This window comes from Streptomyces sp. NPDC034111, from assembly GCF_055575375.1.
In genome coordinates this window covers 22,182-36,357 of sequence record NZ_JBVIST010000032.1, presented here as the reverse complement: position 1 = coordinate 36,357, position 14,176 = coordinate 22,182, and the positions used below count along the sequence as shown (strand labels likewise).

Here is a 14,176-nt window from a genome sequence, read left to right as displayed (position 1 = left end):
CCTGTCGGTCGCCGGCCGACGCGGCCCGGTCAGCGCTCCGCGACCAGTTGCTCCAGCGTGGCGACCATGTCGCGCGGGCTGGGCATCGCCGCCGCCTCGTCGCGCAAGCGCTGCGCGGCGGAGGCGAAGCCCGGATCGTCGAGGATCTGCTGGGTGTGACGGAGCACCAGATCGGCGGTGACCTCCTTGTGGTGGGCGTAGATCCCTGCGCCGGCGCGCTCCAGGGACCGGCCCCGCCACTCCAGGTCGGCGACAGAGGTGCAGAGGGCGAGTTGTGGCACGGCGTTGATGAGGGAGGTGGCGTAGGTGCCCCAGCCGCCGTGGTGGATGACGGCCGAGCAGCTGGGCAGCAGGGTGTGCAGCGCCACATCGTCCACGGCGCGCACATTGGCGGGGATGTCGACGAGCGCCTCCCGTTGCTGCGGGAGGAGCGCGGCGACCACCTCGATGTCGAGCGGAGCCAGCGCTCCGAGGATGTCGGGGATGGAGACGTAGTCCCCGCCGTACGCCTCGGTGTTGCTCGTGCCGAGGGTCAGACAGACGCGCGGCCGCTTGGGTGCCTCGCGCAGCCACGGCCACCACACCGCGTCCCCGTTGTACGGCACATAGCGCATGGACAGCGACGGCAGCGTGGTGGGCGGCCGCAGGCTCGGCGGCAGGGTGTCGAGGGTGTACTGGCCGTGGATCAGCTCTTCGTCGCAGGAGACGCCGAAGGGTGCGCCACGCTCGTCGAGCCAGTCGGCGAGCGGGTCCACCCGCTCTTCCGGCGGGACCTGGTCCATCAGGCCGAGATAGGTCTGACGTGCCCTGCCGTAGACATCGGCGGACCACAGCAGTCGGACGTGGACGGCATCGCAGGCGCGGGCGGCGATGGCTCCGGCGTAGCAGAGCGGGTCCCGGACGACCAGATGGGGCTGCCAGCTCTGTGCCAGGGCGGCCATGTCGTCGATCACTGGATCGTTGTACGGCGAGAAGCCGTAGCGGACGCTGGTCTCGTAGCGGTCGCGGAGGTCAGGCCAGTCCACCTCCCCCGGTCCCAGCCGGCTCCAGTTGGCGACGTCCTGGTCCTGTGTCTCGGGGGCCTGTTTCATGGCCTGGTGCAGTCCGTGGTCACGACCTACGGGAGCCGAGACCAGACCGGTGCCGGTGACGAGGCCGGTGAGTGCCGGGGCATTGACCATCCGCACCTCGTGCCCCGCCGCGGTCATCGCCCAAGCCAGCGGCACCATGGGATACAGATGCGACCTCTCGGACAGTGCGGCGAACAGCACGCGCATGGGGATCCCCTCTCGGTCGCGCGTAGTTGGGTGGCCTTGATGTGGCCGTGAGGCACGCATTCACGGCCGGAGCGCGGATGGTGTCGGTCTCATCCTGTGGTCTCCGGCAGGGCACTGCGGTACCGCACCGCCATGGTCTGGGGATTCCTCCAGACAATGGCGCCCACCTCCGCGCCTCGTCCGGCCGGTCGCCGGATCCCGGAAATCCCTAGAACTGCCCGGCTCTTCTGTCCTGTGGCCGCGCCGCCGTGCTGAGCTTCATCCTCATCTGTGACCTGGTTTCGACAGCAGAACGCGCGGGGCGGTATCCAACGGCACCGGCGCGAAAGGGGAGTTCTTCGGTGACGCAGCAGGAAATGACGAATGTCCTCCCGGGTGTGCCGCATCCACTGCGGACGCCCGGCCCGGAGATCGCCCGGCCGCCGGCGGTGGAGCCCGACGGCGGAGCGACGCTGCTGGCCTGGCTGCGCCGGATGCGCCACGAGAGACCCGTCTGGCGGGACGAATCGGGGAACGCCCATGTCTTCCGGCATGCCGACGTGGTGCGCGTCATGGCCTGTCCGGTGCCGTACTCCTCCGACACGGTGGGACGGCTCAGCGATCAGCCGACGCCCAGCGGCGTCCTGCTGCTGCTCGACCCTCCGCAGCACGGCAAACTGCGCCGCCTGGTGAGCCGGGCGTTCACCACCCGGTTGATCTCCGAGCTGACCCCGCAGATCACCAGCCTCACCCGGGAACTCCTCGACGCGACCGACGACGAGCGTTTCGACCTGGTCGACGCGTTGGCCAATCCGCTGCCGGTGAGGATCATCGCCGCGATGCTGGGGGTCCCGCTCGAGGACCAGGCCAAGTTCCAGGCCTGGGGCAACCAGCTGCTGACCACCGATGCGACGGACCCGGAGAGCGTCCGGCGCATGGAGCTGACCGGCCAGGAGATCTCGGCGTACCTCCAGGAGTTCGTGGACGAACGCCGGCGCACCGCGCGCGACGATCTGATCAGCACGCTGGTCCGGGCCGAGGTCGACGGGCAGCGGCTGACGGACGACGAGATCGTCAGCTTCGCCACACTGTTGCTGCTGGCCGGCCACGTCACGACCTCGGTGCTGCTCGGCAACACCCTGCTGTGCCTGGACAGCGCGCCGGAGCGGTGGCAGGCGCTGCGCGCGGACCGGTCGGGGATTCCCGCGGTGATCGAGGAGACGCTGCGCTGCCGTCCGCCGTTCACCCGGGTCGAACGGGTGCCGACGCAGGAGGTGGAGATCGCCGGGGAGACGATCGCCCCGAACACCCTCGTCCATCTGTGGCTGCTGTCCGCCAACCATGACGAGCGGGTCTTCGACGACCCCGCGGCCTTCGTGCCGGAGCGGCCCAACGCCCGGCAGGCGGCCTTCGGCCACGGCATCCATTACTGCATAGGGGCGCCGCTGGCCCGGCTGGAGAGCCGCATCGTGCTGGATCTGATGCTGGACCGCTTCCGCGAGGTGCGGGTGGACACCGGCGCGCGGCTGTCCTTCCACGGCAGCAATGTCTTCGGCGCCGAACATCTGCCGCTGGTGGTCCGGCGCGGGTGAGGGGCGCGGCGGCGGACGCCGCTCCCCTCAGGGAGCGGCGGGGCCGACCGCGATGGCCCGGGACGGGCACAGCTGCTCCGCCTCTTCCACGTCGTCCGCCAGATGCTCCGGCGGCTCCGTCATCCGCAGCATGACGCGGCCGTCGTCCTCGTGCTGCTCGAAGACCTCACCCGCGGTCATCGCACACATCCCGGCGCCGACACACCGGTCCCGGTCCACCGTGATCTTCATCCTGACCTCCTCAACTCGTGGTCCACGACCATGGTGTCGGCTCTGTGGCCCGCCGCCGACCGTCGCCGGCAGGGTCTGGTGAATCGCCCAGACAATGCGCCCGGCCGTGGGCCGGCACACCTCGGCGGGGGGGGTGTTCGCGGCGCGCACTGTCAACGCTGCGGGCCACGGAGGGCATCCATCCAGGCGGCCACGGTCCTCGCCGTGGTGCCCGCATGGTCCTCCATCATCGTGAAGTGGTTTCCCGGCACCTCGGTCACGGTGTCCGCGCCGTCCCAGGACGCCTGCCACTCCTCGGGGGCGAGCGCTCCCGCCTGCTCCGCGGTCACCGGCGGCTCACTGGACCGTACGAGCAGCACGGGGCAGGAGAGGCGGTCCGGGGACCAGGCGCCGACGACGTGGATGTACCAGCTCATGGCGGTGAGCCGGTCCGCGTCCATGTGCGCGAACAGGGACTCGCGGTCGAACATGCCGCCGATCATCTCCCCGGCGAACCGGGCGAACGGCGAGTCCTCGCGCGGCAGATAGGTGTCCAGCAGCGCGACACCTTCGGGCGGGGTCCCGGCCTTCTCCAGGTAGTGCGCCACGGCGAGCGCCAGGATGCCGCCGGACGACGAGCCGAGGAGCACGAACGGGGCCCCGTCGGCGCACCGCAGCACCGCCTCGGCCTGTAGCCGCACCACCGCGTCGAAGGAGGCGGGCAGCAGCTCCCCTCGGCCGAAGCCGGGCGTCGGCAGTGCCCAGACGTCACGCGTGCCCCGGTGCGCGGAGGCGAACCTGGCGTACTGATGCACTCCGGCGAGCGCCACGTACGAGCTGAAGCAGATCAGCCTCGGCCCGCTGTCCGGTGCCGCATCGCCGCGCGCCAGCCGTACGGGCGCGAAACCGGGGCCGAACTCCTCCGGCGCGTCGAAGGTCGGCCGCAGCCGGGCGGCGGCGTCCAGCAGCGCGAACCCTTCCGTGACCCGGCCCGATGCGCAGGCCTCCCGGAAGAGGGCGCCGATGGTGTCCTGCGCCGCTCCGGTCGCGGCGGCCCGCTCGCCGGGTGTCCCGGCGCCGGACGGCGGAGGGGCGGCCGCGGTCAGCTCGTCCGCCAGCCGGGCCGCGAGGTCCTGCGGCGTGGCGACGTCGAAGACGAGCGTGGGCGGGAGCCGCAGACCGGTGGCGGTGCCGAGCTGGTTGCGCAGCTCCACGGCGGTCAGCGAGTCGAAGCCCAACTCGCCGAAGGCGCGGTCCGGTTCGACCTCGTCGGGCGACCCGTGGCCAAGGACCCCCGCGACCTGGCGCCGTACCAGATCCAGCAGGAGGGCGGCCCGCCCGTCGGGACCGGCGGCCGCGAGCCGTGCGAGCAGATCGTCCCGGTCCTCCCCGGAGGCGGCGACCGTCCGCCGGGTACGCCCAGGAGCCGCGCCGCCCAGCAGCGCCCCGACGCCGCCCCTGCCGAGTCCCAGGGTCACCAGGGCCGGTTCACCCGTCGCCAGCGCCGCGTCGAACAGCGCGAGACCGTCGTCGGCGGAGAGCGGCCGCATACCGCCCCGGGCCATCCGTCGCCGGTCGGTGTCCGCGAGCGTCGCGGTCATTCCGCCGTCCTCGGCCCACAGCCCCCACGCCAGTGCGGTCGCCGGCAGCCCCTGGGCCGCCCGGTGCTGGGCCAGACCGTCCAGGAAGGCGTTGGCGGCCGCGTAGTTGGCCTGCCCCGCCGAGCCGAAGGTGCTGGCAGCGGAGGAGAAGAGCACGAACGCCGACAGCTCACGGTCCTTCGTCAGCTCGTGCAGCAGCCAGGCCGCGTCGGCCTTCGGACGCAGCGTCCGGTCGATCCGCTCTTCGTCGAGCGCGGTCAGCACACCGTCGTCGACGACCCCGGCGAGATGGACGACGGCGGTCAGCGGACGGTCCGCAGGGATCGCCCCGAGCAGCCCCGCCACGGCCTCCCGGTCGGAGACATCGCAGGCCACGAGGGTGGCTTCGGCGCCCTCCTCGGTCAGCTCCGCGCACAGCGCCGCAGCCCCCTCGGCCGCCGGCCCACCACGGCTCGCCAGCAGGAGGTGCCGTACGCCGTGCCGGGCGACGAGGTGGCGCACGGTGAGCCGCCCCAGCGCGCCCGTCGCCCCGGTGACCAGCACGGTGCCCTCCGGGTCGAACGGGAGGTCCGGGACCTCGGAGGGCTCGGGGGGCTCGACACGGGCGAGGTGCGGCAACCGCAACTCGCCGGCCCGGAGCACCACCTGCGGATGGCCGGCGGCCACCGCGTCCGCGAGCACGCCCGCGGACTCCGCGCGGTCGTCGAGGTCGAGCAGCCCCAGCCGCCCGGGGTGTTCCAACTGCGCGGAGCGCACCAGTCCGCCCAGCGCCGCGCCCGCGAGAGCGCGGACGTCCTCGCCGGGCTCCGCGGCGACGGCGCCCCGGGTGACAAGCACCAGCCGGGAGCCGGCGAACCGTTCCTCCGCGAGCCAGTGGTGCAGCGTGGCGAGGGCGGCGGCGAGCAGCCCCCGGACGTCCGGGGTGCCGTCCGCCGCCTCCGGTGCGCACTCCAGCAGCACGGTGTCGGGCATCGTCATCCCGGTGGCCACGGCTGCCGCCAGGGCATCGAGGTCGGCATAGGACTCCGCGTGCACACCGGCACCGTCCAGCGCCTCCGCGATCCCGAAAAGCGGCCACCGCACGGCCTCCGGCCCGCCGGACGCCGCCTCGCCGCCGACCGGGCTGCCGAGCACGGCCCAGCGCGCCGCTCCGGATCGGGGGGGCAGCGGGGCGGCCCGCCAGTCGAGGCGCAGCGGAACATCCGGCCCGGCGTTCGGTACGGCAGGCAGGTGCTCGGGGGTCACCGTGCGCAGGGTCAGCGCATCGGCGCTGGCGACGGGCCGGCCGGCGGTGTCCGTGACCAGCACCGAGAAGGCATCGGCCCGGTCCTCGACGGGGGTCAGCCGCACCCGCAGTGCGTCCGCCCCCTCGGCGTACAGGGTCACCCCGCTCCAGGCGAACGGCAGCATCGCCCCGTGCTCGCCCGCGCCGTCCGCGTCCCCGCCGCCGACGAGCAGCGCCTGGACGGCCGCGTCCAGCAGTGCCGGGTGAAGGGTGAACCGTGCCGCATCGGCCCGGTACTCCTCGGGCAGCGCGGCCTCGGCGAACAGCTCCGCACCGCGCCGCCACACCGAACCGAGCCCTCGGAACGCGGGCCCGTAGGCGAACCCGCTCTCGGCGAACCGGTCGTACCACTCCCCCGTTCCGACGGCCTCGGCTCCCTCAGGCGGCCAACTGCCCAGAGTTTCCGGCCCGTTCGGGGGCGCGGCGGACAGGGTGCCCTGCGCATGCCGCGTCCACGGGGAGGCGTCGTCCTCGTCGCCGGGCCGGGAGTGCACGGAGAAGGTCCGGCACCCGGCGGCGTCGGGGCCGTTCACCACGACCTGAAGCTGTACCGCGCCCCGCTCCGGAAGGACCAGCGGTGCCTCCAAGGTGAGTTCGGCGAGATGGTCACAGCCGGTCCGGTCCCCGGCACTGATGGCCAGGTCGAGGTAGGCGGTCGCCGGAAGGATGACGCTGCCCAGCACCGCATGGTCGGCGAGCCAGGCATGGGTGGCCAGGGACAGCCGCCCCGTGAACACCACCGACTCCGAACCGGCCACGGTGACGGCCGCCCCGAGCAGCGGATGACCGGCCGCGCGCAGCCCCACGGTGTCGAGGTCCCCCGCCCCGGCCACGGCGTCCCACCAGTAGCGCCGCTTCTGAAACGCGTACGTCGGCAGCTCGACGCGCCGGGCTCCCGGGAACAGCGCCGGCCAGTCGAGGCCGACACCCGAGGTGTGCAGTCCGCCGACCGCGGCCATGACGCCATACGTCTCGGACCGGCCCGTGCGCAGCACGGGGACCAGCGACCGGTCGCCGTCGAGGCAGCCCTGCGCCATGGCACTCAGCGTGCCGTCGGGCCCGATCTCCAGGAACCGGCTGACCTCGTGCTCCTCCAACCAGCGCACACCGTCGGCGAACCGTACGGCTTCCCGGACATGCCGCACCCAGTAGTCGGGGGACATCAGATCCTGGGGCGTGGCGAGTTCACCCGTCACGTTCGAGACGACCGGGATGGTCGGCTCCGCATACGTCACGGATTGCGCCACTGCTCGGAACTCTTCGAGCATCGGCTCCATCAGGGGGGAGTGGAAGGCGTGGCTCACCTGGAGCCGTTTCGCCTTCCGGCCGCCGGACTCGAAGTGATCGGCCATTTCCGCGACGGCGGACTCTTCACCGGAGATCACGACAGCCTGCGGACCGTTCACCGCCGCAATGCTCACCCGCTCCTCAAGGCCTTCCAGCAGCGGCAGGACCTCGTCCTCCGAGGCCTGGAGCGAGACCATCGCACCACCGGCCGGCAACGCCTGCATCAACCGACCACGGGCGGCGACCAGTTGGCAGGCATCCTCCAGCGACAGCACACCCGCGACATGGGCAGCCACCAACTCACCGATGGAATGACCCACCAGATAGTCCGGCCGGACGCCGAAGGACTCCATGAGGCGGTACAGCGCCACCTCTACGGCAAACAGCGCAGGCTGGGTGAACTCCGTACGGTTCAGCGCCTCACTGTCCTCGCCGAAGACCACCTCCCGCAGCGACGACGAAGACCCCAGCTCGCCGTCGAAGTGCGCACACACCGCATCAAAGGCATCCGCGAAGACCGGGAACGCGTCACACAACTCCCGGCCCATTCCCGCGCGTTGGGAGCCCTGACCGGCGAACAGCAGCGCTGTTCTGCCCGCCCCGCCGCCCCGGACCACACCGGTGGGGACCTGGACGGGGTTCTCGCCGTCGGCCAGCTCGCGTAGACCGTCGAGAAGTTCCGCACGGCTGCTGCCGACGACGGCGGCGCGGTGCTCGAAGGCGGAGCGGGTGGTGGCCAGGGACAACCCCACGTCGCGCAGCCCGAGTTCGGGCCGGGTCCGGATGTGGGCGAGCAGGCGGGCGGCCTGCGCCCGGAGGGCGTCGCGGGTGGTGCCGCTGACCACCCAGGTGACGGGCAGGTCCGGGGCGGTGTCCGGCGGTGGGGTGTCGGTGGTGGGGGCCTGTTCCAGGATGGCGTGCACATTGGTGCCGCTGATGCCGAACGAGGACACCCCTGCCCTGCGCGGCCGGCCGGTCCCGGGCCATTCCACGGTGTCCGTGAGCAGCCGTACGTTCCCCTCCGACCAGTCCACATGGGTCGAAGGACGGTCGATGTGCAAGGTGGGCGGCAGGATGCCGTGCTGGAGGGCCAGGACCATCTTGATCAGGCCGGCCACACCGGCGGCGGCCTGGGTGTGTCCGATGTTGGACTTGACCGAGCCGAGCCACAGCGGCCGGCCGTCCTCCCGTTCTTGCCCATAGGTCGCCAGGAGCGCCTGTGCCTCGATGGGATCGCCCAGGGTCGTGCCGGTGCCATGGGCCTCGACGGCGTCGACCTCCGTCCCGGACAGGCCCGCACCGGCCAGGGCCTCCCGGATCAGCCGCTGCTGGGAGGGGCCGTTGGGGGCGGTGAGGCCGTTGGAGGCGCCGTCCTGGTTGACGGCCGAGCCGCGGAGCAGCGCCAGTACCGGGTGCCCGTGGCGCCGGGCGTCGGAGAGCCGTTCGACCAGGACGACGCCGGCTCCTTCGGAGAAGCCGGTGCCGTCGGTCCGGTCTGCGAAGGCCTTGCAGCGGCCGTCGGCGGCCAGGCCCTGCTGCCGGCTGAAGTCCAGGAAGAGGCCCGGGGTGGACATGACGGTGACGCCGCCGGCCAGGGCGAGGTCGCACTCCCCCGAGCGGAGGGCCCCCGCCGCCAGGTGGAGGGCGACGAGCGAGGAGGAGCAGGCGGTGTCCACGGTGACCGCGGGCCCCTCCAGGCCGAAGGTGTACGAGAGGCGGCCGGACATCACGCTTGCGGAGTTGCCGGTGCCGAGGTGTGCTTCCGCGTCGGGAGCCGGGGCGAGGGTGCGGGAGGAGTAGTCCTGGTAGTTGGTGCCGGCGAAGACGCCGGTACGGCTGCCGCGCAGCGAGACCGGGTCGATCCCGGCGCGCTCGAACGTCTCCCAGGCCACTTCGAGCAGCAGGCGCTGCTGCGGATCCATCGCCACCGCCTCGCGGGGTGAGATCCCGAAGAAGCCGGCATCGAAGCCCGCCACGTCGTCGAGGAAACCGCCGGCGCGGGTGTAGCTACGGCCCGCCGTTCCCGGCTCCGGGTCGTAGAGCCCTTCCACGTCCCAGCCACGGTCGGCCGGCCAGGCACCGATCGCGTCCACCCCGCCCACCAACAACCGCCAGAAGTCCTCCGGCGAACCCACCCCACCGGGAAAGCGGCAGCTCATCGCCACGATCGCGACGGGGTCGTCGTCGGGAGCCGTGGGCGTCAACGGCGTTGGGGCGGGCTGTGGGTCCGGCTCGTCGAGGTGGAGTTCCGTGCGCAGTCGGGCGGCGAGTGCGGCCGGGGTGGGGTGGTCGAAGAGGAGGGTGGCGGGGAGCCGTTTGCCGAGGGCCGCGCTGAGCGCATTGCGGAGTTCGACCGCCATGAGGGAGTCGAAGCCCAGTTCGCGGAAGGCGCGGTGGGGGGCGATCTCGTCGGGGTCGGTGTGGTTGAGTACGGCGGCGATATGGGCGTGGACGAGGTCGGACAGCGCCTGGCGCTGGGTGGCCGCGTCGAGGGCGGCGAGCTGCTGGGCTAGGGCGGGGCCGTCGACCGGGTCCTGTGCGGCCGGTGCGGCGGTGGCCAGTGCCCGCTGGGCGTCGGGGAGGTCGGCGATCAGGGGGCGGGGGCGGGCCGTGGTGAAGGCCCGGGCGAAGGTGTCCCAGTCGATGTCGGTCACGGCGAGGGTGGTGTCGTCGTGGTCGAGGGCGCGTTGCAGGGCGGCCACGGCCGACCGTGGGTCCATGACGCGTACGCCGTGCCGGTGCAGTCGCTCGCCCACGGTCCCTTCGGCCATACCGGCTTCCGCCCAGGGGCCCCAGGCGATGGAGGTGGCCCGGTGGCCGGCGGCCCTGCGCTGCTGGGCGAGGGCGTCGAGGTAGGCGTTGCCGGGGGCGTAGTTGGCGTGTCCCGGTGCGCCGATGGTGCCGGCGGTGGAGGAGAACAGTACGAACGCCGACAGGTCGTGGGCCCGGGTCAGCTCGTCGAGGTTGCGGGCGCCGCCAGCCTTCACCCGGAGTACCGCGGCGAGTTGTTCGGGGGTCAGGGCGTTGATGGTGCCGTCGTCGAGTACGGCGGCGGTGTGCAGGACGGCGGTGAGCGGCCGGTCGGCGGGGATCGCGTCGAGCAGGGCGGCGAGCGCGTCCCGGTCGGCGATGTCGCAGGCGGCGAATTCGGTACGGGTGCCGAACTCGGCGAGTTCCGCGGCGAGTTGGTCGGCTCCGGGGGTGTCGGCGCCGCGCCGGCTGACGAGGAGGAGATGCGGTGCGCCGTTCCGGGCGAGCCAGCGGGCGACATGGCGTCCCAGGGCGCCGGTTCCGCCGGTGACCAGGACGGTTCCCTGCGGTGTCCAGCGTTGTGTGGTGTCGAGTGCGCCGGTCGCGGCGCGGACCAGGCGCCGGGCGAGGATTCCGTTCGGCCGGATCGCGAGCTGGTCCTCGTCGCCGAGGCCGGCGAGCGCCCGGACCATGGCGGTGGCCGCGGCCGGGTCGAGGGTTCGGGGCAGGTCGAGCAGTCCGCCCCAGCGCTCCGGCTCCTCCAGGGCGACCACCCGGCCGAAGCCCCACACCAGGGCCTGGCGGGGTGCGGGGGCCTCCCGTAGCGGGTCGGTGGCCACGGCGCCGCGGGTGGCGAACCACAGTGGTGCCGCCACAGCGAGGTCGTCCAGTGCCTGGACGAGGGCGACGGTGGCGGCGAATCCTCTGGGCAGGCCGGGGTGCGCCTCATGGTCGTACTCGTCCAGGGCGACGAGGGAGAGGACGCCGGCGACCGGGGGCAGGGCTTCGTCGGTGGGGGCGGTGCCGCGCAGTGCCGCTTCGATCGTGTCGGCGAGTGCGGCCCGGTCCTGTTCGGGGGCCACGGTCACGGTGCGGGGGCGCGCGCCGGCCGTCGAGAGTGCCTGCGTCACACTGCTGGCCAGCTCCTCGTCGTCGCCGGTGGTGAGCACCAGCCAGGTGCCGTGCAGGGTGGCCGGGGCGGCGTCGGCGGGGACCGGCTTCCAGGTGATGCGGTAGCGCCAGGAGTCGGCCTGGGCGGCTTCGCGGTGGCGCCGGTGGTAGTCGGACAGTGCGGGCAGCAGCGCACCGAGGGTGGCGGGCTCCACGGCCAGCGCGGCGCCGAGGGTGTCCACATCGCCGTTCTCGACGGCCTCCCAGAAGCGGGCGTCGGTGGCGTCGCCGGGGCTGCCGCGCAGGGCGGGGGCGGGCTCGGGCCAGTAGCGGCGCCGCTGGAACGGGTAGGTCGGCAGCTCGATCCGCCGGGCGCCTTCCCGGGGCGTGTCGAGGACCGTGCGCCAGTTGACCGGGCCGCCGGCGGCGGACAGTTCGGCGACGGAGGTCAGGAAGCGGCGGCGGCCGCCCTCCCCCTTGCGGAGGGTGCCGACGACCGCGGCGTCCGGGATGTCGAGCGCGTCGAGGGTGTCGCGGACCGCGGTCGTCACCACGGGGTGCGGCGAGGTCTCGATGAAGCCGCGGTAGTCCTGTTCGGCCAGCGAGCGGACGGCGTGTTCGAAGCGTACGGTGCGGCGCAGGTTCTCGTACCAGTACGCGGCGTCGAGGCGGGCGGTGTCGATCCAGTCGCCGGTCACCGTGGAGAAGAACGGTGTGCCGCCGCTGCGCGGCCGGACCGGTGCCAGATCGGTGAGCAACTGCTCGCGGATCTCCTCGACCTGTGCGGAGTGCGAGGCGTAGTCGACCGGTATCCGGCGGACCTGTGCGCCGTCGGCCTCCAGTGCGGCGCGCAGCTCGTCGAGTGCGGCCGCCTCCCCGGAGACGACCACGGACCGGGGTCCGTTGACGGCGGCGACCGAGATCCGGTCGCCCCACGGCGCGATGCGCTCCGTCACCTCGGGCAGCGGCAGCAGGACGGACATCATGCCGCCGCGGCCAGCGAGCGCGGTCAGTGCGCGGCTGCGCAGTACGACGACGCGGGCGGCGTCCTCCAGGCTCAGTGCCCCGGCGACACAGGCGGCGGCGATCTCGCCCTGGCTGTGTCCCACGACGGCGTCGGGTTCGACACCGCGAGCACGCCAGAGCCCGGCCAGTGCGACCATCACGGCGAACAGGGCGGGCTGGACGACGTCCACCCGGTCGAGCGTCGGTGCCCCCTCCGCACCGCGCAGCACCTCGTCGAGGGACCAGCCGGCGAACCGTTCCACGGCCTGGGCGCACTCGGTGAAGCGGGCGCGGAACTCCTCGTCGGTGTCGAGCAGTTCGGTGGCCATACCGGCCCACTGGCAGCCCTGGCCGGGGAAGACGAAGGCGGTACGGCCGTCCGCGCCGGCGGTGCCGCGCACCACGCCCGGGGCCGGGGCTTCCCGGGCGAGCTGGTCGAGGCCGTGCAGGAGCTCGTCGTGGTCGGCGGCGATCACCACGGCCCGGTGTTCGAAAGCGGTGCGGGTGGTGGCCAGCGACCAGGCGAGGTCCGGCAGCGGCGCCGGCCGACCGGAGAGCCGTGTGTGCAGCCGGGCGCCGAGCGTGCGGAGCGATTCCGCGGTCCGTGCGGAGACCGGGAAGGCCAGGTCCCGGGGGGCGGTGCCGGCCGTGGGCGCGTCGTCCGTCGCGGGGGCGGTGGGGTCCTGAGCCGGTGGCTGTTCGAGGATGACATGGGCGTTGGTGCCACTGACGCCGAAGGACGAGACCGCCGCCCGGCGCGGCCGGCCGCGGTCGGGCCACGGGGCGGGCTCGGCGAGCAGCGCGATGTTCCCCGCCGTCCAGTCGACGTGCGACGAGGGCCGGTCGATGTGCAGGCTCTGGGGCATCAGCCCTTGCTGGAGGGCGAGGACGGCCTTGATGACACCCGCCGCTCCGGCGGCCGCCTGGGTGTGCCCGATGTTCGACTTCACCGAGCCGAGCCGCAGCGGCTGTCCGGCTTCCCGGTCCTGCCCGTACGTCGCCAGGAGCGCCTGGGCCTCGATGGGGTCGCCGAGGGTGGTGCCGGTGCCGTGCGCCTCCACCATGTCGACGTCGGCCGGGGCGAGGCCCGCGCCGGACAGGGCCTGCCAGATGACGCGTTGCTGGGACGGGCCGTTGGGCGCGGTCAGCCCGTTGCTGGCACCGTCCTGGTTGACCGCGGAGCCGCGCAGGACGGCGAGGACGGGGTGCCCGTGGCGCCGGGCATCGGACAGCCGCTCGACCAGGAGCATGCCCGCGCCCTCGCCCCAGGCGGTGCCGTCGGCCGCGTCCGCGAACGCCTTGCAGCGGCCGTCGGCGGCCAGCCCGCGCTGCCGGCTGAACTCCAGGAACAGACCGGGCGTGGACATCACGGTGACACCGCCGGCCAGGGCGAGGTCGCACTCCCCCGAGCGGAGGGCCCCCGCCGCCAGATGGAGCGCGACGAGCGAGGAGGAGCAAGCCGTGTCCACGGTGACCGCGGGGCCCTCCAGGCCCAGCGCGTAGGAGACCCGGCCGGAGACCACGCTGGCGGCGTTGCCGGTGCCGATATGGCCTTCCAGCCCTTCCGCGGCACCGAGCAACAGCGCGGTGTAGTCCTGCCCGTTGGTGCCGGCGAAGACCCCGGTACGGCTGCCGCGCAGCGAAGCCGGGTCGATCCCGGCGCGCTCGAACGCCTCCCACGACGTCTCCAGCAGCAGCCGCTGCTGCGGATCCATCGCCACCGCTTCGCGGGGCGAGATCCCGAAGAAGCCGGCATCGAAGCCCGCGACATCATCGAGGAAACCGCCGGCGCGGGTGTAGCTGCGGCCCGCCGTCCCCGGCTCCGGGTCGTACAGCGCCTCCACGTCCCAGCCGCGGTCGGCCGGCCACTCACCGATCGCGTCCACCCCGCCCACCAACAACCGCCAGAAGTCCTCCGGCGAACCCACCCCACCGGGAAAGCGGCAGCTCATCGCCACGATCGCCACCGGTTCCTGGCGCCCGGCCTCGACCTCCTGGAGGCGCTGCCGGGTCTGGTGGAGGTCGCTGGTGACCTTCTTGAGGTATTCGAGGAGCTTCTGTTCGTTCATGCACCCTCAT

4 protein-coding genes are annotated in these 14,176 nt (G+C 73.2%); 1 reads left to right on the top strand and 3 read right to left on the bottom strand.

All coding sequences use genetic code 11. The annotated features are described in order from the left end of the window. Positions 1 to 29: 29 nt before the first annotated feature. Positions 30 to 1,277: an activator-dependent family glycosyltransferase gene (locus ACZ55A_RS36390; protein WP_468849287.1), complete on the bottom strand. Its 1,248-nt coding sequence runs from the start codon at positions 1,275 to 1,277 to the stop codon at positions 30 to 32. Between the two features lie 341 nt (positions 1,278 to 1,618). Between ACZ55A_RS36390 and ACZ55A_RS36385 the strand changes: the two genes are divergently transcribed. Continuing rightward, positions 1,619 to 2,848 carry a cytochrome P450 gene (locus tag ACZ55A_RS36385; protein ID WP_468849283.1) on the top strand — a complete coding sequence of 410 codons (1,230 nt, stop codon included), beginning with the start codon at positions 1,619 to 1,621 and terminating at the stop codon, positions 2,846 to 2,848. A gap of 27 nt (positions 2,849 to 2,875) precedes the next feature. Here ACZ55A_RS36385 and ACZ55A_RS36380 read toward each other — a convergent pair whose 3' ends face one another. After that, positions 2,876 to 3,079: a ferredoxin gene (locus ACZ55A_RS36380; protein ID WP_468849281.1), complete on the bottom strand. Its 204-nt coding sequence runs from the start codon at positions 3,077 to 3,079 to the stop codon at positions 2,876 to 2,878. A gap of 152 nt (positions 3,080 to 3,231) precedes the next feature. Beyond that, positions 3,232 to 14,166, bottom strand: a complete 10,935-nt coding sequence (locus ACZ55A_RS36375; protein WP_468849279.1) for a type I polyketide synthase — start codon at positions 14,164 to 14,166, stop codon at positions 3,232 to 3,234. Positions 14,167 to 14,176: the final 10 nt, after the last annotated feature.

What these genes read in the sequence shown, in the direction of transcription:
- ACZ55A_RS36390 (WP_468849287.1), bottom strand. Translation starts at nt 1,277, where the DNA reads ATGCGCGTGCTGTTCGCCGCACTGTCCGAGAGGTCGCATCTGTATCCC.
- ACZ55A_RS36375 (WP_468849279.1), bottom strand. Translation starts at nt 14,166, where the DNA reads ATGAACGAACAGAAGCTCCTCGAATACCTCAAGAAGGTCACCAGCGAC.
- ACZ55A_RS36380 (WP_468849281.1), bottom strand. Translation starts at nt 3,079, where the DNA reads ATGAAGATCACGGTGGACCGGGACCGGTGTGTCGGCGCCGGGATGTGT.